We start from the raw sequence: 25,472 nt of genomic DNA, 5'->3' as shown, positions 1-25,472 counted from the left end.
TCGATGGCAGGTCCGGGCGACAACACGCGCAACAAGCCGAAGAACGGGTCTGAAGCCGACAGCTTCAAGCGCGCCGTCACCGTCTGCATGCGCGCGGTCGCCGGCGACAAGGACCTCGAGGTCGGCTTCGCCAAGGACCGGCCGGCGCTGGCCGGAAACCGCGCCCGCCTGCCCGAACTGCCGAAGAAGGCGTCCCGCTCCGACATCGCGATCACCCGCGGAATCGGCGATTCCATGGCGCTGAAGCGCGCCTGCCACGATCAGCGCATCCACACGAAGCTGGCGCCGGAAGGCAAGCTGGCGCGCGCCATCTACGACGCCGTCGAGCAGGCGCGGGTCGAGGCGATCGGCAGCCGCGCCATGCAAGGCGTGGCCGACAACATCGGCTCGATGCTGGAGGACAAATACGCCAAGGCAAACCTCGTCGACGTCAGGGATAAGGCCGATGCGCCACTCGAGGAGGCGGTGGCGCTGATGGTGCGCGAGAAGCTCACCGGCCGTGCCGTGCCGAGGAGCGGCGAGCGGCTGGTCGATCTGTGGCGCCCCTGGGTCGAGGAGAAGGCGAGCGCCGATCTCGACGGCTTGTCGTCCAAGCTCGATGATCAACAGGCTTTCGCCCGGATCGTGCGCGACATGCTCGTCTCCATGGAAATGGCCGAGGAGCTCGGCGACGACCAGGAGACCGAGGACACGGAAGACAACGAGGAGAACGAGCAGCAGGGCGAGGAGCAGAGCGAGGAGGGCGGCGAGGACGATTCCGGCTCCGAGCAGTCGCAGTCGGAGGATGCCGAGGCCTCCGCCGACGAGGAGGACTCTGCCGAGACGGAGGCGACCGACGCCACATCCGACGACCTCTCCGACGAGGACGATTCCGACGCCGAGACGCCGGGTGAGGCACGCCGCAACGACAATCCGTTCCTCAACCTGCCGAAGGAAATCGACTACAAGGTCTTCACCACCGCCTTCGACGAGACGGTCGGCGCAGAGGACCTTTGCGAGGAAGAGGAGCTCGACCGGCTGCGCGCCTTCCTCGACAAGCAGCTCGCCAATCTCTCGGGCGTCGTCGGCCGGCTCGCCAACCGGCTGCAGCGCCGCCTGATGGCGCAGCAGAACCGCTCCTGGGATTTCGACCTGGAGGAAGGCTATCTCGATCCGGCGCGGCTGGTGCGCGTCGTCATCGATCCGATGCAGCCGCTGTCCTTCAAGCAGGAGCGCGACACCAAGTTCCGCGACACGGTGGTGTCGCTGGTGCTCGACAATTCGGGCTCGATGCGCGGCCGGCCGATCACGGTGGCCGCGACCTGCGCCGACATCCTGGCGCGCACGCTGGAGCGCTGCGGCGTTTCGGTGGAAATCCTCGGCTTCACCACCCGCGCCTGGAAAGGCGGGCAGGCGCGCGAGAAATGGCTGAAGGACGGCAAGCCGCCGAATCCGGGCCGGCTCAACGACCTGCGCCACATCATCTACAAGTCTGCCGACCATCCGTGGCGGCGCGCGCGCCGCAATCTCGGCCTGATGATGCGCGAGGGCCTGCTCAAGGAGAACATCGACGGCGAGGCGCTGCTTTGGGCGCACAACCGGCTGATCGGAAGGCCGGAGCAGCGCAAGATCCTGATGATGATCTCGGACGGCGCGCCGGTCGACGATTCCACTCTGTCGGTCAATCCCGGCAACTACCTGGAGCGCCACCTGCGCGCGGTGATCGATCTCATCGAGACGCGCTCGCCGGTCGAATTGCTCGCCATCGGTATCGGCCACGACGTGACCCGCTACTATCGCCGCGCCGTCACCATCGTCGACGCCGAGGAGCTGGCGGGCGCCATGACCGAGCAATTGGCCTCGCTGTTCGACGAGGAGAGCGCGCGAGACGTGCGGCGCGGCGGCTTGCGGCGCGCCGGATGACCTTTTCGGGGGGCGGGATCCGGCGGACGGTCTTCGCTTGCGTGCTGGCCTGTGCCGTGGCTTCGCCGGCATTCGCCGAGGCGCGCGCCCCGGTCGAGGCGATCGAGGTTTCGGCGCGGCCGATCACTGAGTTTCAAGTCGGTCATGACCAAAAGCTCTTCGGGCCGCTGGAATTCGTCGGCGGGCTGGAGATGACCGCATCCTCCCGCGATTTCGGCGCGCTGTCGGCCTTTCGCTTTCTCAAGCCCGGCGGCGATTTCATCGGCGTCGCCGACACCGGTTTCTGGTTTTTCGGCACCATCACGCACGATGCCGACAAGCGTCCCTCGGGCGTGGCGAATTTCCGCATGCAGCAGATGGTCGACGCTTCGGGCCGGCCGATCAAGGAGAAGTGGGAGGTCGATGCGGAAGGCCTCGCGGTCAAGGACGGCATCGCCACCGTCGGTTTCGAGCGCGAGCAGCGCGTCGTCCAGTTCAAGATCGATTCGGACAATATAAAGGCGCCCTTCAAGACGCTCGACTATCTGGTGCCGGCCCGGGAGCTGCGCCAGAACCGCGGCTTCGAGACGGTCACTCATGCCAATCCCCATGGCCAGCACGAGGGCGGCCTGGTCGTGGTCTCGGAAAAGAGCCTCGACAAGGCTGGCAACATCTATGCCGCCATCATCGAAGGGCCGAGGAAGGGCGTCTTCACCGTCAAGCGCAACGGCGATTTCGACATCACCGACGGCGCCTTCCTGCCGGACGGCGACCTGCTTCTGCTCGAACGCAGCTTCTCGATGGCGCGCGGGGTGAAGATGCGGCTGCGGCGCATCTACGGCGAGAGCATCGAGAAGGGCGCGGTCGCCGACGGTCCGGTGCTGATGGAAGCCGATATGGGCTACCAGATCGACAATATGGAAGGACTGGACGTCTGGACCCGCGACGACGGCGCGCTGATGGTGTCGCTGGTGTCGGACGACAACCACTCGATCCTGCAGCGGAACCTTTATCTGGAATTCATCCTGCATCAGGACTGAGCAGGATATTTGCGATCCTCAGCGGACCTTGTAGATCTCGACCGGCTTGTTCGCCGTCGAGCTCACCAATTCCAGCCAGTCGGGCGCGTCTCGCTTCAGCAACCGCGCGGCCAGGCCTGTGGGAGCTTCGGCGCCGAGCGACATCTCTTCCGAATTGCCGCGGCATATGGCGACCAGCCCGACATGTTCGCGCTCGACGATGGCGCGGGCGGCGTCCGGCGTTCCCATGAAGGCGTCGAGCATGGCGAGGTTGCCGCCGACATTGCGATGGTAGGGGCCGGCCAACGCCCTGTGGCCGGTAAACATCACTATTGCCGAGCCGAGATTGGAAGATGCAAGCACCGTCGTCGCCGAAATGGCGGCCAGCTCGCTGAAGTCTGAGGCCTTGCTGCAGGTCAGCGCATAATCCGCATCGGAATTGATCTCTCCGGGCGCCTTGTGGACCACGGACTGTGCCGCCACCGCCACGCCGGCCCAGGTCGTGTTGAGCGACACCAGCCATGCCGCCGCGATGCGGGAGGAGACGCGCCATGACTGGGCGGCGCTCGCCTGCAGGCGAATCCCGGCGACCCAGGTCGAGAGCGGCAGCACCGCGAAGGCGACCGAGAAGGTCGAGCCGCGCACCTGCCAGAGGCTGACGACGAAAGCGGCGACCAGCAGCACGGCGGCAAGGGCTTCCTCGCGACGCAGGCGGCGGCTGGGCAGCTGAAGACCGATCAACAGGATAGCGATGAAGGGCGTCACATAGCGCGCCGCCATCAACTTCGGCTGATTCACGGCGACGCTGAGGAAGGGCTGCGCCTCGACGACGTCGTTCAGCCAATAGGTGCGAACGCGCTCGTCGATGCCGGCATAGGGCGCTGCCAGGCATTGCGGGAAGAACAGGATCGCGACGGCCGCGACCGCCACGGCCAATGCGGACATCGAGACGAGCCGCGCCTTGGCCGTCGATTGCCCGGGCAGGCCGGCAATCGCCGCCAGGCCCAAGCCGGACAGCGCCGCGATGACGAACTGAAAGGCCGAGAAGGCGTCGCACTGGGCTACGCCCCAGGCCGCCGGCGATATGGTGGCGACAAGGACCAACGAGGCTGTTGCGGCAAATCCGATGCCGAAGCCGCGCGCGGTCAGGCGCTCCTTTTCATCGAGGATGAAAAGCACGGCGGCACAGGCGCCAAGTGCGGCCACATAAGGAGCGGTCTCCATGCCGACGGCCAGCGTGAGGCCCGCGCACAGGCCGGACAGAAGGGCTGCGGGCCGCCAGAAGGGAGCCTCCATCAGAAGCCAGAGACTGGCCGCCGTCAAAAGGAGCTGGACATTGTGATGGTCGAGCGTGCCGGGGCTGAAAACGCCGAGAAAGAACAGCGCCGCGGTCGACAGCACCAGCGACGGCATCGCCACGTCCGCTCCGGCAAAACGCCGCGAGGCGCGCAAGGTGACGAATATGGTGAGCCCACAAAGAGAGAGCGGCCAGATGATCTGCGCGGCTCTTTCAGCGGCGGCGGCGCCGGCGCCCAGCGCGTGGAAGGCCAGGATGATCAGCGCGATCGGCGTGTCGACCAGCCGCGACCAGTGCATGACGAAGCCGCCGGTCAGGCCCATCCTATATTGGTGAAGATCGAACCAGCCCTGGCCAGCCAGCAGGTCGCGAACCTCGACCAGCCTCAGCATGCTGTCGTTGTCGGCGCCAAGGTCCGCGATCGTCGGGAAGCCGGAGACCGCATTGATCGCCAGCACGAGCAGCGTCGCGCAGAGCGCAAGCAGGAGATCATGTTTCCAACCGGTGCCCTGGATGGTCATGTGGTGGCGATATCCTGGATCGTTTTCGCGATCCTGCACCAATGGCCGTAACAAAGCGTAAAGTCGCCACAGTATTTTCAACCAGTTGGACCGTCAGGCGATGGCGGGCTGACCCAGGGGGGCGGTGGGCAGCCTGCAGAGGTCAGCGCCCGTTGGTTGCGATCCAGATGACATGGCGGGCGCCGCGCTTGCCGCGGGCGCGCGTGTTGATTTCCTCGACCACGAAACCTGCCTGTTTCAGGCGCCGCGTGAAGCCGCTGTCCGGTCCCTGTGACCAGACGGCCAACACGCCGCCGGGTTTCAATGCGGCACGCGCGGCTGCGAGGCCGGCCGTGCCGTAGAGCGCGTCATTGCCCTTGTAGACGATGCCTTCCGGGCCATTGTCGACGTCGAGCAGGATGGCGTCCCAAGCGCCCGCTTGCGCCTTTATCAGTTGACCGACATCAGCCTCGCGAATGGTGACTCGGGGGTCGTCGAGGCAACCGCCGAAGATCTCGGCCATCGGGCCGCGCGCCCAGGCGACGACTTCGGGGACCAACTCGGCGACGGTGACGGAAGCGTCTCCATCAAGCGCGGCCAGAGCGGCGCGCAGCGTGAAGCCCATGCCGAGCCCGCCGATCAGGGTTCTCGGCTGCTTGCGGCCAGCGATCCGCTCGCAGGAAAGCCTGGCCAGTGCCTCCTCGGAGCCGCTGAGGCGGCTGTTCATCAGCTCATTGGTGCCCAGCATGATCGAGAATTCAGCGCCGCGCCGCTTTAAGCGAAGTTCCTGAGCGCGGTCGGGCGTGCGGGCTGTATCAAGCTGAGTCCAGGGAATCACGAGCGAACTCTTTGTCTGACCATGATCTTTTCCGCAAACCGGATTCCACTTTGCGGGATCATGGTTTAGACCGCGACTGCCGGCTGGCTCCAGCGGGTGGCAAGCAGCCGGTAGGGGATCAGCGCCACCACCGCGATGATCAGCTTGACCGAGAGATCGCCCAACGCCCAGGACACCCAGCGCATCGTCTCGACAGGCAGCACGCCCATCAGCGGCGCCGTCTCCAGCGCGAAGCTGTCGTTCGGTCCGGCAAAGGCGAAGGCTGCGGAGAAGGCGACGCCGAAGAACACGACGGTGTCGAAGATGGAGCCGACCAGCGTGCCGACGATCGGCGCGCGCCACCAGCTTTGCCGGCGCAGCCGGTTGAACACAGTCACGTCGAGCAGTTGCGCGGTGAGGAAGGCGGCGCCGGAAGCAGCGGCGATGCGCACCAGCCGGTCGGCGGCAGTCTCGAATTCGATCAGGCCGTGGCGGAACAGGAAGGGCGGAACCAGGATCGAGCAGATCACCGCCGTCATGAAGCCGACGAACACCACCTTGCGCGCCACGGCCGGACCGTAGCGGCGATTGGCAAGGTCGGTGACCAGGAAGGAGAAGGGATAGGTGAAGGCGCCCCAAGTGAGCAGGTCGGCCAGCGACAGGCCGCCGATCTGACCCTGCATCGGGAACTGGACGAGGATGTTCGACGCCACGACGACAAGCGCCATGGCGGCCACGAAAGGCAAATACCGCGAAAGGAAGTTCATTTTTTTATCCTGGGTAATGGAACCAGCGGAATGTCATGCCGGATCTGCACGCCACTCCTCGGAAGGCGGTGCGTCCCCGCCTGAAGCGGTCTTAGGCGGCCGGCTGCTCAGCGAGCTTCTTGGCGATCTGCTTCTTGAGCAGGCGGGCGCGCTGCGACAGCTCCTTGGCGTCGGCCTTGGCCAGGAAGGCGTCGAGGCCGCCGCGATGCTCGACCGAACGCAGCGCGTTGGCCGAAATGCGCAGGCGCACGTTCTGGTTCAACACTTCGGAAATCAGCGTCACATTGACCAGGTTCGGCAGGAAGCGGCGCTTGGTCTTGTTGTTGGCATGGCTCACATTGTTGCCGGTCTGGACTGCCTTGGCAGTGAGCTCGCAGGTACGGGACATCTTGTCTAACCTTCAGTTCTAAACCTGCCAAACCATTCTGCCCGCGCCAGGCGGCGCGCGGTCTCGATCAGGCGGCCTTTGGAAAAGTTGGCGTTCCATAGTTGCATTTCGCCACTACGTCAAGCGCCGCCACCTGCGCAACGACCGAGCGCGCTCCATATAAAGGTCGGATTTCGCCCTATAAGCCCTTCGCGAAGGGATCGCCAGGCCGGAACCATTGCGTTCCGGCCCGTATCGAGGATTCGCCACCCGCCATGCTTCGCCCATCCCATGCCCTTGCCACCCTGCTCGCCGTCACTGTCCCGACAACGGGTTTTGCAGCAGCCTCGCCGCAGTCCTTCAAGGGCGAATATACAGTGTCTTTCCTTGGCCTTTCGGTCGCCAAGGCGACGTTTTCGAGCCGATACGAAGGCGATACCTACGCGATCAACGGCACCGTCTCCGCCGCCGGCCTTGCCAAGCTGTTCGACGACACGAAGGGCACGATCTCGTCGAAAGGCACGATTTCCGGCCAGCAGATGCGGCCGCAGGTCTTCCGGGCCGACTACACCTCCGGCAAGAAGGCCTCGACGGTGGACATACGCTTCGCCAATGGCGGCGTCGCCTCGACCGAGGTCGTTCCGGTGCCCAAGAAGCGTGACCCCAAGAGCTGGGTGCCGGTCGGCGACGGCGACTTGAAATCGGTGCTCGATCCGATGGCGGCGACCGTGATCCACGCCGACAGCCTGGACAAGGTCTGCGGGCGGACCGTCAAGTTCTATGATGGCGAGATGCGCGCCAACCTTACCCTGACCTATGCCTCGAAAGGCTCGATCTCGGTGCCCGGCTACAAGGGCGACACCGTCACCTGCAAGATGGGCTTCGAGCCGGTCGCGGGCTATCGCAAGGGGCGCAAGGCGCTTGAATTCCTCAAGAACAAGAGCCGCATGACGGTGACATTTGCGCCGCTTGGCCAATCCGGCGTATATGCGCCGATCCGCGCCACGGTCGGGACACAGATCGGTCCGCTGACCATAAGCGCGAGACGGTTCGAAGCAGTCGAGTAGTTAGGCGCCGCGGCGCGCCGCCGGGGACAGGTATGGGGCGCGCAACACTGATCGGCTTCTCGGCGGTCGCCATGTGGGCGCTGCTCGCACTGCTCACCGACGCCTCGGGGCAGGTGCCGCCATTCCTGCTGTCGGCAATCACCTTCGCCATCGGCACCTGCGTCGGGCTCGCCGCCAGGCTGGTGATGCCTTCTCCCGACAAGAGCCGGAAGGTACCGCCGCAGGTGTGGCTGATCGGAATTGCCGGCCTGTTCGGCTACCATTTCTTCTACTTCACCGCGCTGCGCAACGCGCCGGCCGTCGAGGCAAGCCTGATCGCCTATCTGTGGCCGCTCTTGATCGTGCTCGGCTCGGCGCTGATGCCTGGCGAGCGGCTTGCCTGGAACCATGTCGTCGGCGCGCTGCTCGGGCTCGCCGGCACTTTCCTCATCGTCACCAAGGGCGGTGGGCTCGCCTTCGACGCGCGTTACGCCTTCGGCTATACGATGGCGGTCGTCTGCGCGCTTTTGTGGTCGTCCTATTCGCTCTTGTCGCGGCGCTTCCCGTCGGTGCCGACCTCGATCGTCACATGGTTCTGTGCGGCGACGTCGGTGCTTTCGCTCGCCTGCCACTTGCTGCTCGAAAAAACCGTGCTGCCCGACGGCCCGGGCCAGTGGCTGGCGGTCGTCGGGCTCGGCCTGATGCCGGTGAGGGCCGCCTTCTATGCCTGGGACATCGGCGTCAAGCGCGGCAATATCCAGGTGCTGGGGGCGGCAAGCTATGCCGCGCCGCTGTTGTCGACGCTGGTGCTGATCGCAGCCGGCGTGGCCGAGCCGTCGCCGCGTATCCTCGCGGCCTGCGTGCTCATCACCGGCGGAGCAGCACTCGCGGCCAAGTCGCTGTTGCTGCGCAGGCCCGTGACCGGCGGGGCGGGCGCGTGATGCCGTTTCCAGGCGGCATCGACGCCAACCCGAACGCGACGCTTTTATTTTCGATCGCAGCTGCTGCGATCTACGCCTTTGCGCTCGAATTGTCGCCCCGCATCGCCCGTTCCGCCGCGAAGACGCTGGCCGTCGCCTTGCTGGCGGCGCTCGCCGTCATGCAGGGCGGTCCGCTGCTGCTCGTCGCGGCGCTGGCGCTGAGCGCCGTCGGCGATGCGTTCCTCTCGCAGCACGGCGAGAAGGCCTTCCTCGGCGGGCTGGCGAGCTTTCTTGCCGCGCATATCGCCTATGTCGCCCTGTTCCTCGAGGCAGGCGGCGGGATCGGGCTGCTCGCCGCAGAATCCTGGCGTGGTGCGATGGCGCTGGCGATGGCGGCGTTCGTCATCGTGATGCTCGCCGCGTTGTGGCGCCGCGTCGGCCCGTCCCTGCGTATCCCGATCGCCGTCTATGTCGCGGCGATCCTCGCCATGGGCATCTCGGCGCTCACCACGGGCTATCCCTGGGTTATCGCCGGCGCAGTGCTGTTCATGGCCTCGGACGGGTTGCTGGCAGCGGAGCGTTTCCTGCTAGCGGCGATCTCGCCGCACCGCGTCTGGATGCGCTACGCGGTCTGGGTGCTTTACTACGCTGCCCAACTCGCCACTACGCTCGGTTTCCTGCTGAGTTAAGCGGTTTTCGGCTGCCAGCCCGGCTCTGCCAATTCGAAGGCGGCGAAGTCGAAGCCCGGCGCCACCGTGCAGCCGACCAGCGTCCATTCGCCGAGGCTGCGCGCCGACTGCCACCAGCCGGCGGGAACGGCGATCTGCGGCCGCTCGCCTGCGCCAAGGGCCGCGCCCAGCACCTGTTCGATGACGGTGCCGGAACCTTCCTCATGCATGGCGAGCGCCAGCGGCGCGCCGGCATAGAAGTGCCAGACCTCCGCGGCATCCTTCACCCGGTGCCAGGCCGAAAGCTGGCCCTGCTCCAAAAGGAAATAGATCGCGGTCGAATGGCCGCGCGCGCCTCCCGAGCCGTCGCGAAAAGTCTCGGCATACCAGCCGCCCTCGGGATGGGACTGGAGACCCAGCGTTGCGATGATTTCAGCGGCGCTGGTCATGCAAATAGGCTCAGAAATTGTCCTTGCGTTTGCGGATTTCGGCAAACACCTCGACGTCGCTCGCCCGCTCCATGCCGAGATGCTTGCGAATCGCCGGGTCGTGCCAGCGCAGGAACGGATTGGTCGACAATTCCTCGCCGATCGTCGTCGGCAGGGTCGGCTTGTTGTCGGCGCGCAGCGCCTCGATTATTGCCGCGCGCTCCTTCAAGGCTGAATTCGTGGGATCGACGGTCAGCGCGAAGCGCGCGTTGGCCAAAGTGTATTCGTGGCCGCAATAGATGACGGTCTCGGCCGGAAGGGCGGCAAGCTTCTTCAGCGAGTCGTGCATCACCGGCGGCTTGCATTCGAACAGCCGGCCGCAGCCCAGCGCAAACAGCGTGTCGGCGGTGAAGGCCACTTTCGAGGCCGGCAGATGGTAGGAAACATGGCCGGCGGTGTGGCCGGGCGTCTCGATGACGTCGATCCTTTCCTCGCCGAGGCGGATGACGGAGCCTTGCCTGACCGTCTCGTCGATGCCGGGGATCTTCGCCTTTTCCGCTTCCGGCCCGACGATGGTGAGCTTGAAGCGCTCTTTCAGGGCCAGGTTGGCCTCGACATGGTCGCCATGGTGATGCGTGGTCAGGATCATCGTCGGCGTCCAGCCGGTGCGCTTGATGGCGGCCAGGATCGGGGCTTCCTCCGGTGCGTCGATGATCGCCGTTTGCCCGCTTTCGGGGTCGTGCACCAGCACGCCGAAATTGTCGGTGCGGCACATGAACTGTTCGACTTCGACCGGCATCCCATCGCTCTCCGCTAGAGCGCCGTGCATCCAGGTGGACGCACAAAAGGACGCTCCAATACTTGGTATCTGCCGCATCGTGCTTCCCGAAATCGAAACCGATTGCGGGCCGATGCAGGAGTTGCCGCAGACATAGGGCGGCCGGCGGCCGATGTCATCGGCCTTTGTTGAACTCGGCATTTATCGCGGCTACCGTCGCCCGCATGCATTCGGACATCGTCGACCTCCGCTCCTTCTATTCGACCACGCTCGGCCGTCTGGCCGAGCGCGCGATCACCATGGCGCTCTCATCGATATGGGCAAGCGTTCCCAACGAGCGTCTGGTCGGCCTCGGCTACACGCTGCCCTGGCTGGAGCGCTTCGGCACCGATGCCGAACGCGTCTTCGCCTTCATGCCGGCGACGCAAGGGGCGGTGGTCTGGCCGGCGACGGGACCGACGGCGACGGCGCTCGTCTTCGACGAGGAGCTGCCGCTGGTCGATTCCTGCATCGACCGCATGCTGCTCGTGCACTCGCTCGAACATGTCGAAAATCCGCGCGAGACGCTGAACGAGATCTGGCGCGTGCTGTCGCCGGCGGGCAGAGTCGTCATCGTCGTGCCCAACCGGCGCGGCGTTTGGGCGCGCTTCGAGCATACGCCCTTCGGCAATGGCCGGCCGTTCTCGCGCGGCCAGCTCACCGAATTGCTGCGCGAGGCGAATTTCACGCCCGCCGCATGGTCCGACGCGCTGTTCTTCCCGCCATCGCCGCGGCGTTTCATGATGCAGTTCCACAATGTGCTGGAGCGCGCCGGCCGGCGCTTTTGGCCGATCTTTTCCGGCGTCATCGTCGTCGAGGCGCAGAAGCGGCTCTACCAGGGCGTGCCTGTCGCGCAGCGCGCCTCGCGCCGCGTCTTCGTGCCGGTGTTCTCGCCGCAGGGCGCGACGCGGCTTGGGCGAAAGACGACCGAGGCAATGTCCCGGACCAGGCAGATGACGCGTTCGTGATCGGGATCAAGCCTTGCGTCGCACGGCAATCGTTGCCCTATCTCTGGGACGGGGACACGGCGCGGCATCGGCGTCGATGACCATTCCCGAAAGCAGGGATTTTGCACATGGACTACCAAACGGCTGACAAGCTCGGAGCCGAACAGACTGTCTCGGTCGAGGCCAGCAGCCTGCGTGACCAACTGACGACAATCAGGCAGGCGCTGAAGACGTCTCCGGTTCGCAGGCAGCTTTCGTGGGTATCGATCGGCATTGTCGGCGTCATCGTCGCGACATCGGTCGGGCAGGTCCTGCTCAATCGCTGGAACCAGCCTTTCTACGATGCCCTGGCGCGGCGCGACTTGCCGGGTTTCCTGCACCAGCTGATGGTTTTTGCCGTAATCGCCGGTAGCCTCCTGGTGCTCAACGTCGGCCAGACCTGGCTCAACCAGATGATCCGGCTGAGGCTGCGCGAGACGCTGACGCTGGACCTCATCGATGAATGGATGCGGCCGGCGCGCGCCTTCCGGCTCACCCACGCGGGAGCCATCGGCGTCAACCCCGACCAACGCATGCAGCAGGATGCCGGCCATTTGTCGGATCTGTCGACCGATCTCAGCGTGGGCCTCTTGCAGTCCTTCATCCTTCTTGTGTCCTTTATCGGCGTGCTGTGGGAGCTCTCTTCCGGCTTCGTCTTCCATGTCGGTGGCCATGCCCTGGCCATACCCGGCTACATGGTCTGGGCGGCGATCCTCTATGCCGGCATCGCCTCGTGGCTGAGCTGGCTGGTGGGCCGGCCGCTGATCCGCTTCAACAGCGATCGCTATACGCGGGAGGCGGAACTGCGCTCCTCCATGGTCCGCATCAACGAGAACATCGACGCCATCGCGCTTGCCCATGGCGAGGCCGACGCCAGTCGGCGGCTCGATGTCGACCTCGGCAGCGTGCTTGGCGCCATGCGGCGCATCTACGGCGCCCAGATCAACCTGTCCTGGGTCACCGACGCCTATGGCTGGATCACCGTGGTCGCGCCGATCCTCGTCGCGGCGCCGGTCTATTTCGCCGGCGACATCAGCTTCGGTGGATTGATGATGGCGGTCGGCGCCTTCAACCAGGTGAATTCCTCGCTGCGCTGGTTCATCAACAACATCGGCGCCATCGCCGATTGGCGGGCAACACTGATGCGAGTCGCCGACTTCCGCATTGCACTCGGCGAAACGGACATCCTGCACGCCAAGGAAAAGCGCATCGAGTTCGGCGAGAACGCAAACGGCAGGCTGACATTCGACAAGCTCGAAGTCGCGTCGCCCGACGGCTGCACCAAGCTTGCCGAGACGAGCGTCGACATCCAGGCCGGCGAGCGCGTCATGATCACCGGCGATCCGCGCGCCGGCAAGACGCTGTTCTTCCGCGCCATTGCCGGCCTCTGGCCATGGGGAAGCGGCCGCATCGGCATGCCGGCCGGGGAGACGCCATTCTTCGTGCCGCGTACGCCCTATTTTCCGCTCGGCACGCTGCGCGACGCGCTCAACCATGCCGAAGGCGCCGGGATAGACGACGCCGAGATTTCAGCGGTGCTGAACGAAGTCGGTCTGGAGCGCCTGTCATCCCAACTCGACCGCTCGGCGCGCTGGGAGCATGAGCTGGCCGACGACGAGCAGCGGCTGCTCGCCTTTGCCCGGCTTGCGCTGAGGAAGCCGAAATGGGTGATCATCGACGAAGCGCTGGATACGTTCGACGGCGCCACGTTGCGGCGCGTGCTGGCTATGCTGCAGGCGAGACTGCCGAACGCCGCGATCCTGAATATCGGGCGCGGCCTGCACAACAACCAGTTCTTCCCGCGCGCGCTTACCATCGTCAAGGACAGCGGCGGATCGGCGCTCAAGCCGGCTCGTCTGCGCGCCGGGGCGATCGAACCGCCACCGGCCGCGCCGAGAGCCAAGAAATAGCTTTATTTCGCCGCGATCGCCATTTCGCCGCGATCGCCGGGAAGAATCCCGGCCTAAAGCGCGTCGCGCTGAAACGGATTCAGGCGACGCGCTTTAAGTCTTTGTTTTGATGCATGTCGTTCTCCCAAAACCGCTGCGCACTTTTGGGCGACATGCATCAGTCGGAGCCTGCCATGCTCAAGCTGCTAAGCGTGCTTGCCTGCCTTGCCTGCGCCGAGGCGGCGCCAATGCCTGCAATCGGCGGCGATACGCCCGTCGATGTCGAGCTCGTGCTGGCTGTCGACATCTCGCAGTCGATGGACGAAGGGGAGTTCGCCCTGCAGCGCGCCGGCTATGTCGAGGCGCTGCGCCATCCCGACTTCATCGGCGCGGCGCGCTCGGGCCCGAAGGGCCGCATCGCGCTCGCCTATTTCGAATGGGCGGGCGTCGTGCGCGACGATGGCGTGATCGCCTGGCAGGTCATCGACGGCGCAGACAGCGCCAACGCCTTTGCCGACAAGATCGCGGGCCGTCCGTTCCGGAGCTTTCGCGGCACCTCGATTTCCGGCGCTCTCGGCTTCGGCGCCGGGCTTTTGGAGAAAAATGGCTTTTCGGCGCCGCGCCGGGTCATCGACATATCGGGAGACGGGCCCAACAATGCCGGGCTGCCTGTCGCCCTGACCCGTGACGCCGCCCTGGCCAGTGGCATAATCATCAACGGCTTGCCGATCCTGATCAGCCCTTCGCCGAGCGTCAGCCGTCTCGATCGCTACTATGCCGATTGCGTCACCGGCGGCCCCGGCTCGTTCGTGCTGCCGATCTATGCGGCGTCCGAATTCTCGACCGCGATCCGCCGCAAGCTGATCCAGGAGGTGAGCGGTGTCGGTGATGCCACAAAGATCCGCGTCGATGCGGAGGCACCGACCGACTGCCTGCTCGGCGAGCGGCTGCGGCAGCGGTTTTCCGATCCGTATTTTCCGGAGCTGGATCGGTGAGGCACCACTTGGTGCGCCTTCAGGCCGCCCGGGCGCCATATTTGGCGCGGAATTCGTCATAGCAATCGCGACGCCAGCGGCGGCCGACAACATAGCCGCGCAGCAGTTGCGGCAGCGAATAGCCGAGGGCTTTGGACGACCGGTTGGCCAGATAGCCCGAGAAAGCCTGAGGCAGCCGGCCTTTCAGGGTATCGGCGATGATCTGGCGCGCGATCATATAGGGCGGCACGTCGGGATAACGGTCGGCGATATAAGGGTGCTTGCCGATCAGGTTGGCATAGGCCTCGACATAGCCGTCGCGGCGGCCGGAGATCGAGTTCTCCGAATTGTATTTCTTCCAGTCGATATCCTCGGACAGCAGGGCACCGCCGCGGCGGGCGAAGCGAAGCAGTATCTCGCGATCCTGCATGCGCGTGATGTCGCTGTCATAGCCGCCGATCGCCATCAGCGACTCGTGGCGGGCCGTGATCGCCGAGCCGGCGATGAAGATCGTCTGCGAGACCAGGGCGCGCTGCAGCGTGCTCTTGTCGAGAAAGGCCTGGCGATTGATGCATTTGGTGCTGCGGCTGCCCTTCACCGAGACGAAGGAACTGATCAGCACTTCCAGCGAGGGGTCCTTGCCAAAGTGCGCCAGCGTCCGCTCCAGCCGGTCCGGCAGATAGACATCGTCCGAATCAAGGAAGGTCACGATCGGCGCCCGCGCGCGCTCGATGCCCGCGTTGCGCGCGGCATTGGCGCCGCGCCATTTCGCCCCGACATAGATCAGTCTGGGGTCGCGAATTTCGGCGAGCGCAGCGGCCGTCCCATCGGTCGAGCCATCGTCGACCACGATGTGCTCGAAGCGCGTAAGTGTCTGGGCAAGAACGCTTTCCACGGCGCGCACGACCTGGCTGCGCCGGTTGTGCGTCGGCGTGATCACGGTGATCAGCGGAGCTGTGTCGGAAGCAGCCGGCATCTAACTTTCGTTGTGGAGCGGATACGCGATGATCATATGGATCTCGTACCTGCCCTTCCGTGTCCGCCCCCGGATGAACAAAACGCTACAGAAAAGAAGCGTCTATGTCACCTGAAGCGTCGCGTCAGGATCAAGTTCGGTGCATATTTCTTCAAAGCCATGCGGTTTGAAAGCAACACTTTGCGGGCGACTTGTCCTCAACTGTGGCCCACATAGTCCGGCACGATCTCGATCTCGTCGCGAACGAGACCGGCTGCGAGGCTGAAATGGCCGAAAAATGCCAGCGTGTAGAAGGCCAGGCCGACCGCCAGTGAAAACGGAATCTGCCAGATCGGCATGCCTGTTTGCGGCGCATGACCGATCACGCGTCGTGTCGTGCGCCACGACATCGTCCCCCAGCGTGTGAACGATTTGAGGATACGCTGGGCGCGGGTGGGGGAATGGAGCTCGACGAATTTACGGTCGGCATCCCTGCCGGTCACCAGCGCGCGCCAATAGAAGAACCGCCAGCCGCGCGGCGAGTAGTGATAGACGCGCGCATCGACATTGACGATCTCATGGCCCTCGCGCCAAAGCTGGTGCATCAGCAGCGTGCAGGAAACCTTGAAGCCGTTGTGTGCCGGGAACGGATGGCTGGCGATCCAGTCGCGTTGGAAGGCAATGTTGTTGGCATTGATCGCACGTTTCGAGGCGAACCTTTCGTCCCCCCGGGCCATCGGGAAGAACCAGATCAAAGCAAAGGTTCGCGAGAAAAAATCGTCGTAGGAAAGATAGGTATGCCCGTTTACGCAGAGGGTTTCCGGGTGTTGGAAGGGCTTCAGCAGAGTTGAGAGCCAATCCCGCTCGGGGACTGTGTCGGAATCCAAGAAAACGACGATGTTTCCTTCGGTCAAGGGCACGCCATTGTTCTTGAGGTCGTAATACCGACCGCCGGAGCAGGCCGCGAATGTCAGTTCGGCAACCTGCGTCAATTGAGGTGCTTCAGTTTCGATGCTCGCTTGCAGCAAATCGGCGTCCGAATCGGGTCCGCCATGCGACACGACAACCTTCGGCCTTGCGAAACCAGTTGCGGAAACCGCAGCAATTTCACGCGCCAGGGCCTTCAGGCCCACGCCGATCTCGTCCCAGTCAATGGATTTGGCGTTCTCCATCTCCACGACGATCGAATAGGTTGGATGTTCAGCCATAGAGTTAATCACCACCAGCTTGTCGGGATAGTCGCTATAGCCCTGAGCGTATGCTGTCAAACGATCAAAGGCGCCATTCTATTTGCGAGTTTCCGCTTCGATTGGCGGTTCACCGATCGCTAGTTCTTCAAGAAGCCACGGATATAGTTTTTTCCGTGCCGGAAGCTCGACGAGTCGGTATATTCAGACAGGAAACGCTTTCTCCATTCGTCGTTGATCGCGTCGCGCTGGATTTCGAGGCCCGACTCGAGGTTCGTTCCCCAGACGGGCTCTACACCCACCAGTTGCGCGACCTTCTTGAGGTTTCCAACCGGATCTTGCTGAATTTGCTCATAGGTCAAGGCAAGAAAAGGCAGTCCGTTTTTCGCGAACCAAGCATCCCAAGCCAAATTCTCCATCAAAATCTTCTCAAGCGACTCGGCAATCGCTCCGCTGTTGTAGCGTGGCGGTGCATGGCTGACTTCAGTGGAGCGGAATCTGCGGGTTTGCCGCGCGCGTGCCCATGAGATCGCCTGGCCCAGCAGATCGCTACGCGTCAAGCGCACGTAGCGCGGGTTCGGAAGACTGGCCGGCAGGTTCACCTTCTTGGCCACTTGAGCGAACTGGCTCGCGAAGAGCTTGATCGCGTAGACTCCGGAAGGGGACCGTCCCTCTGTCAACGCACGAAGAAGCTGGGCGCTCGGTTCGCGCGGGTAGCCGGGCAGTTCAAGCAGCCGGCGACCGCCAAACCATTCCAGTGGATTGCCCAACCCGGCCGAAGCCATCAGTCCCGCAAGATGATTGCTGCCGCTGCGCGGCGATGTGCAGACGAGAATTCCCACTCGTATCTCCGACAGAATGTCCGGAGGGATTTTAACCGCCGGCGGCCGCCGACGAAAAAGCTGCATCCCGATCATCGCTTCAGCAAAAACACCGCCTGCTGGCCGAAGAAATTCCAGAACCACCAGGGCATCGACAGGCCGATCTCCTGGCCGTTGGCGTCGAGCGCGGTCGCCTTCTCGACCGTTGCGCCAAGCTCCTCGCACAGATTGACGAAGTCGCGGATGGTGCAGAAGTGGATGTTCGGCGTGTCGTACCAGGAATAGGGCAGATCCTTGGTGACCGGCATCCTGCCCTTGATCAGCAGCGAGAAGCGCACACGCCAGTGGCCGAAATTGGGGAACGATACGATGGCGCGGTTGCCGATCCGAAGCAGCTCGTCGAGCACCAGCTTCGGATTGCGGGTCGCCTGCAAGGTCTGCGACAACACCACGAAATCGAAGCCCTTGTCGGGATAGAATTCGAGGTCCTTGTCGGCATCGCCCTGGATCACGGAAAGGCCGCGCGCCACGCATTCGTTGACGCCGCGCTGCGACAGCTCCATCCCGCGGCCGTCGACCTGTTTTGTCTCCTGGAGAAGCTCCAGCAGCAGGCCGTCGCCCGAGCCGACATCGAGGACACGCGAACGGGCCGGGATGAGATCGTTGATAACCTCGAGATCGACACGTTGGGCACGATTGACGCTCATGGGAACACCTGCGGCCTTAGAGCATTCGAAGCCAAGGCGGAATCGCTCGGCGCCGCAGAAATGCGGCTAAAACGAAGAGATCGCGAGCCGCTCATAGGCTGAGTCCCCTGGCGCGGGCGGCCGAGGCGATGAAGCCGTTGATGGCCGCGAACAGTTCCGGTTCGTCGAGCAGGAAGGCGTCATGGCCGCGATCGGTCTCGATCTCGACGAAGGAGACGGAAGCGCCGGCGGCGTTCAGCGCATGAACGATCGAGCGGCTCTCCTCGGTCGGGAACAGCCAGTCTGATGTGAAGGATACCAGGCAAAACCGCGTCTTGGTGCCGGCGAAGGCATCGGCCAGCCGTCCGCCATGGTCGGCGGCGAGGTCGAAATAGTCCATTGCGCGGGTCAGATAGAGGTAGGAGTTGGCGTCGAAGCGATCGACGAAGGTCATGCCCTGGTGGCGCAGATAGCTTTCGATCTGGAAGTCGGCGTCGAAACCGAAGGTGAGCGCCTCGCGGTCCTGCAGGTTGCGACCGAACTTGCGGTGAAGGGCCGCCTCCGACAGATAGGTTATGTGGGCGGCCATGCGCGCCACGGCCAGCCCTTTTTCCGGACGCCTGCCGAAATCGAGATATTTGCCGCCGTGCCACTCCGGATCGGCCATGACGGCCTGCCGCCCGACCTCATGGAAGGCGATGTTCTGCGAGGAATGGCGGGCTCCGGTGGCGATCGGCAGCACCGAGAAGACGCGCTCCGAATGGCTGGCGGCCCATTCCAGCACCTGCATGCCGCCCATCGAGCCGCCAAGCACGCAAAACAGCTTCTCGATGCCGAAATGGTCGACCAGCATCAGCTGCGCGCGCACCATGTCGCGGATGGTGATGATCGGCAGGTCGAGGCCATAGGGCCGGCCTGTCGCCGGATTGATCGAGGCCGGGCCGGTGGAGCCGAGGCAGCCGCCGACGACGTTGGAGCAGATGACGAAAAAGCGGTTGGTGTCGATGATCTTGCCGGGGCCGATCAGCACCTCCCACCAGCCCGGCTTGCCGGTCACCGGATTGGTGTTGGCGACATGTTGGTCGCCGGTCAGCGCGTGGCAGACGAGGATGGCGTTGGAGCGGGCGTCGTTGAGGATGCCATAGGTCTGGTAAGCGACCTGGAACGGCGACAGCACCGTGCCCGCATCGAGCTTCAGCGGCTTGTCGGGACCGAACTGCAACACCGGGCTCGACGGATGGTCGGCCTCGTTGTTGGTCCTTAGAGCGCGCTGAGTGGCCATCGCATTCCCCATCCAGTCCGCATCGATTTCACTGACGCGGTATCCGGCCGGCAGCGGACAACAAAAAACCGGCCTGCCTTCGCAAAGCCGGTTACAGGTTGCAAACGGCCCTTTAGCGAATTGTTTAACGTGGCTGCAAGCCGACCGGCCAAATCACCACGGGAGTCCGGCTGCTCTTCTAGGACCAGCGCCGCGCTTCGTCAACGGGCAGCATCCTGGGGGCAGCATCCTGGGGGCAGCATCTTGGCGCAAGCACCGACACTCGACATTCGGGGCCACGGCCTGTATTTCCGCTGCGGCCTCGAAGGCCTTCTCGACGGATTTGTGACATGAAGCAGGATCAGCCACGTCCGACGCCCCGCGCGGGCATCATGGACATCGAGGCCTACGTGCCGGGCAAGAGCACGGCGCCGGCCGGCGTGACGAAGGTCTACAAGCTGTCGTCCAACGAGAATCCGCTCGGGCCGTCGCCGAAGGCGATCGAGGCGGCGCGTGAAGTGGCCGCGAAGCTCGACGTCTATCCCGACGGCTCAGCTCGCCGGCTGCGCGAGGCGATCGGCGACGTGCATGGGCTCAATCCGGCAAACATCGTCTGCTCCAACGGCTCCGACGAGATCCTGGGGCTCCTGGCGCAAACCTATCTCGCGCCGGGCGACGAGGCCGTGTTCACCGAACACGCCTTCATGGTCTACAAAATCTACATCCAGGCCGCCGGCGCCAAGCCGGTCGCGGTCAAGGAAACCAACGAGCGCGCCGATATCGACGCGATCCTCGCCGCGGTGACGCCGGCGACCCGCATCGTGTTCCTCGCCAATCCCAACAATCCGACAGGCACTTACGTGCCGTTCCAGGAGGTGCGCCGGCTGCATGCCGGACTGCCGAAGAACGTGCTCCTGGTGCTCGACGCGGCCTATGCCGAATATGTGCGGCGCAACGACTATGAAGCCGGCATAGAGCTGGCGGGCAGCGCCGAGAACGTGGTCATGACCCGCACCTTCTCCAAGCTCGGGCTCGGCGGCGCGCGCGTCGGCTGGATGTACGGGCCGGCGCATGTCGTCGACGCGATCAACCGGGTGCGTGGGCCGTTCAACGTCAATGCGACCGCGATCGAGGCCGGCATCGCGGCCATCCGCGACCGCGCCCATGTCGAGCGCAGCGTGGCGCATAACGAGAAATGGCTGGCTTGGGTCAGCGAACAGGTGACCCTGCTCGGGCTGCGCGTGACGCCGAGCGTCGGCAATTTCGTGCTGATCCACTTTCCCGACGACAAGAGGCATTCGGCGGCGGCCGCGGACGATTATCTCAGCGCAAGGGGCTATATCCTGCGCCGCGTGACCGGTTACGGCTTCCCGAACGCGCTGCGCATGAGCATCGGCACCGAAGAGGCCAATCGCGGCGTCGTCGACGCGCTGACGAGTTTCCTGAAAAGCTAGAGCACCATGGCATCACCGATGTTCGAAAGAATAGCGCTGGTCGGCATCGGCCTGATCGGCTCGTCGCTCGCCCGCGTCATTCGCCGGGAGGGCCTTGCGCGCCATATCGCCATCGCGACGCGCAGCAAAGCGACGCTCAAGCGGGCCGAGGAGCTCGGCCTCGGCGATTCCTACACGACCGATGCGGGGCAAGCGGTGCGCGGCGCGGATCTCGTCATCGTCTCGGTTCCGGTCGGCTCGTCCGGCGAGGTCGCCGCCGAGATCGCGGCGGCGCTCAAGAAAGGCGCCATCCTCACCGATGTCGGCTCGACCAAGGCCTCCGTCATCGCGCAGATTGAGCCGCATGTGCCTGACGGCGTGCATTTCATCCCAGGCCATCCGCTGGCGGGCACGGAAAAATCAGGGCCGGATGCCGGCTTCGCCGACCTCTTCGACAACCGCTGGTGCATCTTCACGCCGCTGCCGGGCACCGATCCGGACGCGCTGGAGACGCTGTCGGAGTTCTGGCGGCGCTGCGGCTCGAACATCGATACGATGGACCCGCAGCATCACGACATGACCTTGGCCATCGTCTCGCATCTGCCGCACATCATCGCCTACAACATCGTCGGCACCGCCGACGACCTGGAATCGGTGACCAAGACGGAAGTCATCAAATATTCCGCTTCCGGTTTTCGCGATTTCACCCGTCTGGCGGCCTCCGACCCGACCATGTGGCGGGATGTTTGCCTGCACAACAAGGACGCGATCCTGGAAATGCTGGCGCGCTTCTCGGAGGATCTGGCCTCGCTGCAGCGGGCGATCCGCTGGGGCGACGGCGAAAAGCTGTTCGACCTCTTCACCCGCACCCGCGCCATCCGCCGCTCGATTATCGAGGCCGGCCAGGACATCGACGTGCCGGATTTTGGCCGCCAGGCGGTCGAGCATCCAGACGCGAAGCCCTAATTTCAGGACTTTTCCTCGACCTGTTCCGACGGCGGCCGGTGCGCCGCCATCATGGCCAATGTCTCGGCCCTGTGCGGAGCGCCGAGCCGGCCGCCGAAGCGCAGGCATTTGAGCGCGGCGGCGGCGCTGGCGAAGCGCAGCGCCCGCTCGGGCGGCATCGCTTCGGCAAGGCCGACGGCAAAGGCGCCGTGGAAGACGTCGCCGGCGGCGAGCGTGTCAATCGCCTTGACCTTCGGCGCCTCGACATGGCGGGCGCGGCCGGCCACCTTGTCGTGCCACCAGGTTCCGGCAGCGCCTGCCGTCACCGCGACGAAGGCGTCGGTGCGCGAGGCGAGATCGGCGCAGGCGCTTTCCGGGTCGAGCGCATGGCCGCAGACGATGCGCGCCGCCGGCTCTGACGCGACGATATGCGAGGCCAACGGCAGCAGCCGCTCCAGCACCTCGATCGGCGCGGTGTCGGCGTCGAGGATCGCCGGACGGCCGGCGTCCCGCGCGGCTGTCAGGGCGAGCGCCGCGGCGCCTGGCCAGCGCACATCCACCAGGACGGCATCGAAGCTGGAAAGGTCGGCAAGCGGCAGAGAGTCGGGATCAGCCTGCGCCTTGCTGTCGTAGTACGGCACGATGACGCGTTCGCCATGGGCATCGACCAGGATCGCGGCCAGCGCCGAGCGCGCGCCGGCGACGCGGCGGACCAGGCTGCAGTCGACGCCTTCGGCTTCGATCTCGGCGATCAGCCGGTCGCCGACCGGGTCGTCTCCCGCGCTCGCCCAGAGCGATACGTTGGCGCCGAGGCGATGCGCGGCGCAGGCGGCGCTCGTTGCCATGCCCGAGGCGATCTGGACGCCGTCGCTGGCGATGAACTTGCCTTGATGCGTGGGAAGCGTCTCGACACGAAGGATCGTGTCGAGGGTGAATGCGCCGACGCTGAGCAGTCTGACCGGTTCCGTCATCGCAGCCCTCAATCGACCGGCTTGATCTTGCCGAGCGGGATGAAGCCGAGCGAGGCCTTGCCCTTGACGATCTTGAGCGGCATCGACGGCTCGTTGCCGAGCATCGCCAGGCCGGCAAAACCCTGCTCGATCTCACCTTTGTGCTCGGGGATGGCGCCGGCGAGGATGGCGGCAACCGCCTTCGGATTCTTGAGCTTGATCGTCAAATTGGCGTCGATCAGCCCGTCCGCGTCGACCGAGACCGGTCCGGACACCGTCACGCGCGCCGTTCCGGACGACAGGTCGAGCTTGGCTATGTCGACCGACTGGCCGCGCAGGCTTTTCGGCGGTGCTGCGATCAGCGTGACGCCGTTCTTCAGCGTCGCCTCACCGCCGCCATCGAGTGCCGGCAGCACGCGGCCGCCGATCGCGTCGGCATTGATTTCAAGATCGCTGAAGCTGCCGGTATAGACGACGTCCTGGTCCTTGGGGGCCAGTTGCCCGGCCGCGTTTGCCGCGTAGAACAATTCGGCTGGATCGGAATCGTCAGCCGGGTCGGTCTGGCCTGACAGGCCTTCAGCCTGCAGCGACACGCGCCTGGGCAGCGGCCAGGACAGTTTGACCGTCGCGTTCAGCTTGTCCCAGTCGATCCAAAGCGGCGGCATGCCCGGCGCCGAGGTTCTGAGCGGGCCCCGCACGTCGGCCACCGGCGACAAAGGCTGCGTGATCCCGGCGACCGCGTTGAAGTTGCCCGTGGAGGCGGCGATGTTTTTGGTATCGTCCTGATAGGCCAGGCTGTCGCAGGAAACGGCAAAGCTCAGCGGATAGCCGCTGACGGTAAGGTTGGCGCAGCCGGCGGCGATGCCCTTGGTGCCGAGTTTGGCCACCGCATGGTCGGCCTCCGTCTTGAGGCGGTCGGCAAGATAGAACCAGCCGGCGCTGTAGAGCGCGAACAGCACGACAATGAATGCGGCAAGCCAGAACAGCCGGCGGCGAGGTTTGCGCGATCGCTCGTCACTTGACGTCATGCTGCGGCTCTCGTTAACCCCTCGTGCGGCGAGCGGGCTGTTAATCTCACGCACGACAAGCGGGGGACAGAAGAAACACCTCACGGTGCGATGTCGTCACTCGAGTGCGATCAGGCTTGGCGATATGGGCGATTTTTGGGTTTTTGGCTATGGGTCGCTGATCTGGCGGCCGGGATTCGCACATGTCGAGACGCGGCGGGCCCGTCTTTACGGCTATCGCCGGTCGCTTTGCGTCTATTCCTTCGTGCATCGCGGCACACGCGAGAGACCGGGCCTGGTGCTGGGTCTCGACCGCGGCGGCTCCTGCATCGGCCTGGCCTTCCGCGTGCCGGGCGATTTGCGGAATGAAGTGCTTTCCTACCTGCGCGAGCGCGAGCTGGTGACCAACGTCTATCTCGAACGCATGCTCGATGTACGGCTCGACGGGAATAGGGCGGGAGGAGACCGAACGGTCGAGGCGGTCGCCTACATCGTCGACCGCGCGCATGAGCAGTATGCCGGCGGACTCGACGCCAGCCATGCCGCGGCAGTCGTTCGCGGCGCCGTCGGCCAGTCGGGCCGGAACGAGGACTATGTGCTCAGCACGCTCGAGCACCTGAAGGCGCTCGGCATCCGCGATCACTGGCTGGAGCAGGTTGGGCGGCAGGTCGCGCCTTCGTGACGGCCTGGCCCGATCAAAAAGCAAAACCATGCCTTTGACCTCGGCGGGACACGACCTAGCTTAACCGCAATCCATCTCGGCAATCCATCCTTGGGCGGCGTCGAGGCCCATCCCAGCATCGGAGATCAATCTTGCAGAAACGCCGTCTCGGTCGCACCGACCTTTCGATCGCGCCGCTGGTTCTGGGGGGCAACGTCTTCGGCTGGACCGCCGACGAGAAGACCTCCTTCGACCTGCTCGACCGCTTTGCCGAGGCCGGCTTCAATGCGGTCGACACGGCGGACGCCTATTCGCGCTGGGTCCCGGGCAACAAGGGCGGCGAATCCGAGACCATCATCGGCAACTGGATGAAGAGCCGCGGCAACCGCGATAAAATAGTCGTCATCACCAAGGTCGGCTCCGACATGGGCCAGGGCAGGCGGAATCTGTCCGCGACCTACATTGAGAAAGCCGTCGATGCGTCGCTCAAACGGCTGCAGACAGACGTCATCGACCTCTATCTGTCGCATTGGCCGGACCCGGCCACGCCTTACGAGGAAACGCTCGGCGCCTATCAGCGCCTGCTCGAGAAGGGCAAGATCCGCTATCCGGGCTGCTCCAATCTCGATGCCGGACAATTGCGCGCGGCCCTCGACGTCGCCAGCCTGCGGAGCCTGCCGCGTTATGAAGTTCTGCAGCCCGAATACAATTTGTACGACCGCTCTTCGCTGGATGGCCCGCTGCTCGATCTCTGCAAGGCGGAGGGTCTCGGCGTCATCACCTATTTCAGCCTCGCCAAGGGTTTCTTGAGCGGCAAATACCGCTCCAAGTCCGATCTCGGCCAGAGCGAGCGCGGCGAAGACGTGGCCGAGTATCTCAACGAGCGCGGCATGCGTATCCTCTCCGCGCTCGATGCCGCGGCCGGGCGCCATTCGGCCAAGCAGACGGAAGTGGCGCTTGCCTGGATCATGGCGCGACCGGGCGTCACCGCACCGATCGCCAGCGCCACAACGCCCGCCCAGATGGACAGCTTGATCCGTGCTGCATCGCTGAAACTTTCCGCGGACGATATCGGAGCGCTCGACCGCGCCAGCGCCTGACATCCCTGAAGGTGGCTGCGCGAAGCCGATCAGGGTCCGCGCACGATCGTCCAAGACCTTTGCGGGAGCCTCGCGATAATTCCTGCCGAT

The 25,472-nt window shown here is 64.7% G+C and carries 25 protein-coding genes and 1 riboswitch; of the genes, 12 read left to right on the top strand and 13 right to left on the bottom strand.

From position 1 onward, the window contains the following. The first annotated feature begins 3 nt into the window (after positions 1-3). Together cobT and RFM40_RS12215 are read left to right on the top strand one after the other, a co-directional pair. Positions 4-1,902: a cobaltochelatase subunit CobT gene (cobT, locus tag RFM40_RS12220; protein WP_320224555.1), complete on the top strand. Its 1,899-nt coding sequence runs from the start codon at positions 4-6 to the stop codon at positions 1,900-1,902. Next, entirely contained in the window at positions 1,899-2,921 is a 1,023-nt protein-coding gene (locus RFM40_RS12215; RefSeq protein WP_320224554.1) for an esterase-like activity of phytase family protein, read from the top strand. Before cobT ends, RFM40_RS12215 begins: the two co-directional genes overlap by 4 nt. An 18-nt stretch (positions 2,922-2,939) precedes the next feature. Here RFM40_RS12215 and RFM40_RS12210 read toward each other — a convergent pair whose 3' ends face one another. From RFM40_RS12210 to rpmB, 4 genes are all read right to left on the bottom strand, one after another. Continuing rightward, on the bottom strand, positions 2,940-4,718 hold the full coding sequence (locus RFM40_RS12210) for a GtrA family protein (RefSeq protein ID WP_320224553.1): 1,779 nt from the start codon (positions 4,716-4,718) through the stop codon (positions 2,940-2,942). Positions 4,719-4,860: 142 nt separating this feature from the next. Then, positions 4,861-5,535: a spermidine synthase family protein gene (locus tag RFM40_RS12205; protein WP_320224552.1), complete on the bottom strand. Its 675-nt coding sequence runs from the start codon at positions 5,533-5,535 to the stop codon at positions 4,861-4,863. 65 nt (positions 5,536-5,600) lie between these two features. Next, positions 5,601-6,281 (bottom strand): queuosine precursor transporter, encoded by a 681-nt coding sequence (locus tag RFM40_RS12200; RefSeq protein WP_320224551.1) that lies wholly within the window; start codon positions 6,279-6,281, stop codon positions 5,601-5,603. Between the two features lie 91 nt (positions 6,282-6,372). Next, entirely contained in the window at positions 6,373-6,669 is a 297-nt protein-coding gene (rpmB, locus tag RFM40_RS12195; RefSeq protein WP_095804527.1) for a 50S ribosomal protein L28, read from the bottom strand. Between the two features lie 254 nt (positions 6,670-6,923). On the opposite strand from rpmB, the gene RFM40_RS12190 reads away from it, so the two are divergent. The 3 genes from RFM40_RS12190 to RFM40_RS12180 are packed head-to-tail and all read left to right on the top strand — an operon-like array spanning position 6,924 to position 9,303. Further along, complete coding sequence (locus RFM40_RS12190) at positions 6,924-7,715, top strand: DUF3108 domain-containing protein (protein ID WP_320224550.1); 792 nt, start codon at positions 6,924-6,926, stop codon at positions 7,713-7,715. 32 nt (positions 7,716-7,747) lie between these two features. Beyond that, on the top strand, positions 7,748-8,635 hold the full coding sequence (gene yddG, locus RFM40_RS12185; RefSeq protein ID WP_320277575.1) for an aromatic amino acid exporter YddG: 888 nt from the start codon (positions 7,748-7,750) through the stop codon (positions 8,633-8,635). Further along, on the top strand, positions 8,635-9,303 hold the full coding sequence (locus RFM40_RS12180) for a lysoplasmalogenase (protein WP_320224548.1): 669 nt from the start codon (positions 8,635-8,637) through the stop codon (positions 9,301-9,303). The genes yddG and RFM40_RS12180 overlap by 1 nt, the downstream gene beginning before the upstream one ends. On the opposite strand, the gene RFM40_RS12175 is transcribed toward RFM40_RS12180, so the two are convergent. Both RFM40_RS12175 and gloB read right to left on the bottom strand, forming a co-directional pair. Next, entirely contained in the window at positions 9,300-9,731 is a 432-nt protein-coding gene (locus RFM40_RS12175; RefSeq protein WP_320224547.1) for a cupin domain-containing protein, read from the bottom strand. The two genes, RFM40_RS12180 and RFM40_RS12175, sit on opposite strands and share 4 nt — an antisense overlap. Before the next feature lie 10 nt (positions 9,732-9,741). Next, the gene (gene gloB, locus RFM40_RS12170) at positions 9,742-10,509 is read right to left on the bottom strand and encodes a hydroxyacylglutathione hydrolase (protein ID WP_320224546.1); all 768 of its coding nucleotides are present in this window, start codon (positions 10,507-10,509) and stop codon (positions 9,742-9,744) included. A 203-nt stretch (positions 10,510-10,712) separates the two neighbouring features. Here gloB and RFM40_RS12165 point away from each other — a divergent pair, with 203 nt between their 5' ends. The 3 genes from RFM40_RS12165 (at position 10,713) to RFM40_RS12155 (ending at position 14,397) form a co-directional block, all read left to right on the top strand. Continuing rightward, complete coding sequence (locus RFM40_RS12165) at positions 10,713-11,495, top strand: class I SAM-dependent methyltransferase (protein ID WP_320224545.1); 783 nt, start codon at positions 10,713-10,715, stop codon at positions 11,493-11,495. Between the two features lie 107 nt (positions 11,496-11,602). Further along, a complete protein-coding gene (locus tag RFM40_RS12160; RefSeq protein WP_320224544.1) occupies positions 11,603-13,423 on the top strand; it encodes an ABC transporter ATP-binding protein/permease in 1,821 nt (606 codons plus the stop codon). 173 nt (positions 13,424-13,596) lie between these two features. Beyond that, positions 13,597-14,397: a DUF1194 domain-containing protein gene (locus tag RFM40_RS12155; protein ID WP_320224543.1), complete on the top strand. Its 801-nt coding sequence runs from the start codon at positions 13,597-13,599 to the stop codon at positions 14,395-14,397. 19 nt (positions 14,398-14,416) lie between these two features. Here RFM40_RS12155 and RFM40_RS12150 read toward each other — a convergent pair whose 3' ends face one another. The 5 genes from RFM40_RS12150 to metX form a co-directional block, all read right to left on the bottom strand. Beyond that, a complete protein-coding gene (locus RFM40_RS12150) occupies positions 14,417-15,352 on the bottom strand; it encodes a glycosyltransferase family 2 protein (RefSeq protein ID WP_320224542.1) in 936 nt (311 codons plus the stop codon). A 197-nt stretch (positions 15,353-15,549) separates the two neighbouring features. Beyond that, the gene (locus tag RFM40_RS12145; protein WP_320277574.1) at positions 15,550-16,539 is read right to left on the bottom strand and encodes a glycosyltransferase family 2 protein; all 990 of its coding nucleotides are present in this window, start codon (positions 16,537-16,539) and stop codon (positions 15,550-15,552) included. Positions 16,540-16,658: 119 nt separating this feature from the next. Continuing rightward, the gene (locus RFM40_RS12140; RefSeq protein ID WP_320224540.1) at positions 16,659-17,483 is read right to left on the bottom strand and encodes a Stf0 family sulfotransferase; all 825 of its coding nucleotides are present in this window, start codon (positions 17,481-17,483) and stop codon (positions 16,659-16,661) included. Next, positions 17,432-18,046: a methionine biosynthesis protein MetW gene (metW, locus tag RFM40_RS12135; RefSeq protein WP_292340848.1), complete on the bottom strand. Its 615-nt coding sequence runs from the start codon at positions 18,044-18,046 to the stop codon at positions 17,432-17,434. Before metW ends, RFM40_RS12140 begins: the two co-directional genes overlap by 52 nt. 91 nt (positions 18,047-18,137) lie before the next feature. Then, a complete protein-coding gene (metX, locus tag RFM40_RS12130; RefSeq protein WP_320224539.1) occupies positions 18,138-19,307 on the bottom strand; it encodes a homoserine O-acetyltransferase MetX in 1,170 nt (389 codons plus the stop codon). A 92-nt stretch (positions 19,308-19,399) separates the two neighbouring features. Next, positions 19,400-19,477: riboswitch (SAM riboswitch) on the bottom strand. 159 nt (positions 19,478-19,636) lie between these two features. Between metX and hisC the strand changes: the two genes are divergently transcribed. Together hisC and RFM40_RS12120 are read left to right on the top strand one after the other, a co-directional pair. Beyond that, entirely contained in the window at positions 19,637-20,740 is a 1,104-nt protein-coding gene (gene hisC / locus RFM40_RS12125; protein WP_320224538.1) for a histidinol-phosphate transaminase, read from the top strand. A 6-nt stretch (positions 20,741-20,746) separates the two neighbouring features. After that, positions 20,747-21,685, top strand: a complete 939-nt coding sequence (locus tag RFM40_RS12120; RefSeq protein ID WP_320224537.1) for a prephenate/arogenate dehydrogenase family protein — start codon at positions 20,747-20,749, stop codon at positions 21,683-21,685. Positions 21,686-21,687: 2 nt separating this feature from the next. Here RFM40_RS12120 and RFM40_RS12115 read toward each other — a convergent pair whose 3' ends face one another. Continuing rightward, complete coding sequence (locus RFM40_RS12115; RefSeq protein ID WP_320224536.1) at positions 21,688-22,635, bottom strand: sugar kinase; 948 nt, start codon at positions 22,633-22,635, stop codon at positions 21,688-21,690. Positions 22,636-22,643: 8 nt separating this feature from the next. After that, on the bottom strand, positions 22,644-23,642 hold the full coding sequence (locus RFM40_RS12110; protein WP_320224535.1) for a DUF2125 domain-containing protein: 999 nt from the start codon (positions 23,640-23,642) through the stop codon (positions 22,644-22,646). Between the two features lie 124 nt (positions 23,643-23,766). Between RFM40_RS12110 and RFM40_RS12105 the strand changes: the two genes are divergently transcribed. Next, positions 23,767-24,303 carry a gamma-glutamylcyclotransferase gene (locus tag RFM40_RS12105; protein WP_126097665.1) on the top strand — a complete coding sequence of 179 codons (537 nt, stop codon included), beginning with the start codon at positions 23,767-23,769 and terminating at the stop codon, positions 24,301-24,303. A 131-nt stretch (positions 24,304-24,434) separates the two neighbouring features. Continuing rightward, positions 24,435-25,382, top strand: coding sequence for an aldo/keto reductase (locus tag RFM40_RS12100; RefSeq protein ID WP_320224534.1), 948 nt, complete (start codon positions 24,435-24,437; stop codon positions 25,380-25,382). The last annotated feature ends 90 nt before the right edge of the window (positions 25,383-25,472 follow it).

The sequence above is a fragment of the Mesorhizobium captivum genome (genome assembly GCF_033977165.1).
GTDB classification, from domain to species: Bacteria; Pseudomonadota; Alphaproteobacteria; order Rhizobiales; family Rhizobiaceae; genus Mesorhizobium; species Mesorhizobium captivum.
Note: the sequence above shows the minus strand (reverse complement) of the source record. Positions and strands in the feature narration are given on the sequence as shown.

Coding starts and splice junctions, on each gene's coding strand:
- cobT (WP_320224555.1), top strand. CDS start 4: ATGGCAGGTCCGGGCGACAACACGCGCAACAAGCCGAAGAACGGGTCT.
- RFM40_RS12215 (WP_320224554.1), top strand. CDS start 1,899: ATGACCTTTTCGGGGGGCGGGATCCGGCGGACGGTCTTCGCTTGCGTG.
- RFM40_RS12210 (WP_320224553.1), bottom strand. CDS start 4,718: ATGACCATCCAGGGCACCGGTTGGAAACATGATCTCCTGCTTGCGCTC.
- RFM40_RS12200 (WP_320224551.1), bottom strand. CDS start 6,281: ATGAACTTCCTTTCGCGGTATTTGCCTTTCGTGGCCGCCATGGCGCTT.
- rpmB (WP_095804527.1), bottom strand. CDS start 6,669: ATGTCCCGTACCTGCGAGCTCACTGCCAAGGCAGTCCAGACCGGCAAC.
- RFM40_RS12190 (WP_320224550.1), top strand. CDS start 6,924: ATGCTTCGCCCATCCCATGCCCTTGCCACCCTGCTCGCCGTCACTGTC.
- yddG (WP_320277575.1), top strand. CDS start 7,748: ATGGGGCGCGCAACACTGATCGGCTTCTCGGCGGTCGCCATGTGGGCG.
- RFM40_RS12180 (WP_320224548.1), top strand. CDS start 8,635: ATGCCGTTTCCAGGCGGCATCGACGCCAACCCGAACGCGACGCTTTTA.
- RFM40_RS12175 (WP_320224547.1), bottom strand. CDS start 9,731: ATGACCAGCGCCGCTGAAATCATCGCAACGCTGGGTCTCCAGTCCCAT.
- gloB (WP_320224546.1), bottom strand. CDS start 10,509: ATGCCGGTCGAAGTCGAACAGTTCATGTGCCGCACCGACAATTTCGGC.
- RFM40_RS12165 (WP_320224545.1), top strand. CDS start 10,713: ATGCATTCGGACATCGTCGACCTCCGCTCCTTCTATTCGACCACGCTC.
- RFM40_RS12160 (WP_320224544.1), top strand. CDS start 11,603: ATGGACTACCAAACGGCTGACAAGCTCGGAGCCGAACAGACTGTCTCG.
- RFM40_RS12155 (WP_320224543.1), top strand. CDS start 13,597: ATGCTCAAGCTGCTAAGCGTGCTTGCCTGCCTTGCCTGCGCCGAGGCG.
- RFM40_RS12150 (WP_320224542.1), bottom strand. CDS start 15,352: ATGCCGGCTGCTTCCGACACAGCTCCGCTGATCACCGTGATCACGCCG.
- RFM40_RS12145 (WP_320277574.1), bottom strand. CDS start 16,539: ATGGCTGAACATCCAACCTATTCGATCGTCGTGGAGATGGAGAACGCC.
- metW (WP_292340848.1), bottom strand. CDS start 18,046: ATGAGCGTCAATCGTGCCCAACGTGTCGATCTCGAGGTTATCAACGAT.
- metX (WP_320224539.1), bottom strand. CDS start 19,307: ATGGCCACTCAGCGCGCTCTAAGGACCAACAACGAGGCCGACCATCCG.
- hisC (WP_320224538.1), top strand. CDS start 19,637: ATGAAGCAGGATCAGCCACGTCCGACGCCCCGCGCGGGCATCATGGAC.
- RFM40_RS12120 (WP_320224537.1), top strand. CDS start 20,747: ATGGCATCACCGATGTTCGAAAGAATAGCGCTGGTCGGCATCGGCCTG.
- RFM40_RS12115 (WP_320224536.1), bottom strand. CDS start 22,635: ATGACGGAACCGGTCAGACTGCTCAGCGTCGGCGCATTCACCCTCGAC.
- RFM40_RS12110 (WP_320224535.1), bottom strand. CDS start 23,642: ATGACGTCAAGTGACGAGCGATCGCGCAAACCTCGCCGCCGGCTGTTC.
- RFM40_RS12105 (WP_126097665.1), top strand. CDS start 23,767: ATGGGCGATTTTTGGGTTTTTGGCTATGGGTCGCTGATCTGGCGGCCG.